1 rRNA gene is annotated in these 992 nt (G+C 54.7%); it reads left to right on the forward strand.

The features are described from left to right. A 23S ribosomal RNA gene (locus PAT3040_RS00005) occupies window positions 1-991 on the forward strand; the annotation flags it as partial. Between the last annotated feature and the right edge of the window lies 1 nt (window position 992).

Here is a 992-nt window from a genome sequence, read left to right on the forward strand (position 1 = left end):
CGGCGGCCGTAACTATAACGGTCCTAAGGTAGCGAAATTCCTTGTCAGGTAAATTCTGACCCGCACGAATGGCGTAACGAATTGGGCGCTGTCTCAACGAGAGATCCGGTGAAATTTTAATACCTGTGAAGATGCAGGTTACCCGCGACAAGACGGAAAGACCCCATGGAGCTTTACTGCAGCTTGATATTGGACTTTGGTACGATCTGTACAGGATAGGTGGGAGCCTTTGAAGCCGGAGCGCCAGCTTCGGTGGAGGCGCCGTTGGGATACCACCCTGATCGTATCGGAGTTCTAACCTGGTACCGTGAATCCGGTACGGGGACCGTGTCAGGCGGGCAGTTTGACTGGGGCGGTCGCCTCCTAAAATGTAACGGAGGCGCCCAAAGGTTCCCTCAGAATGGTTGGAAATCATTCGAAGAGTGCAAAGGCATAAGGGAGCTTGACTGCGAGACCTACAAGTCGAGCAGGGACGAAAGTCGGGCTTAGTGATCCGGTGGTACCGAATGGAAGGGCCATCGCTCAACGGATAAAAGCTACCCTGGGGATAACAGGCTTATCTCCCCCAAGAGTCCACATCGACGGGGAGGTTTGGCACCTCGATGTCGGCTCATCGCATCCTGGGGCTGAAGTAGGTCCCAAGGGTTGGGCTGTTCGCCCATTAAAGCGGTACGCGAGCTGGGTTCAGAACGTCGTGAGACAGTTCGGTCCCTATCTGTCGCGGGCGTAGGAAATTTGAGAGGAGCTGTCCTTAGTACGAGAGGACCGGGATGGACGTACCGCTGGTGTACCAGTTGTTCCGCCAGGAGCACCGCTGGGTAGCCAAGTACGGACGGGATAAGCGCTGAAAGCATCTAAGCGTGAAGCCCCCCTCAAGATGAGATTTCCCAGTATGTAAGACCCCTTGAAGACGACGAGGTTGATAGGTTCGGGGTGGAAGCACAGCAATGTGTGGAGCTGACGAATACTAATCGGTCGAGGGCTTATCCTAA

This window comes from Paenibacillus agaridevorans (genome assembly GCF_003112455.1).
In the GTDB taxonomy this organism is placed as follows: domain Bacteria; phylum Bacillota; class Bacilli; order Paenibacillales; family Paenibacillaceae; genus Pristimantibacillus; species Pristimantibacillus agaridevorans.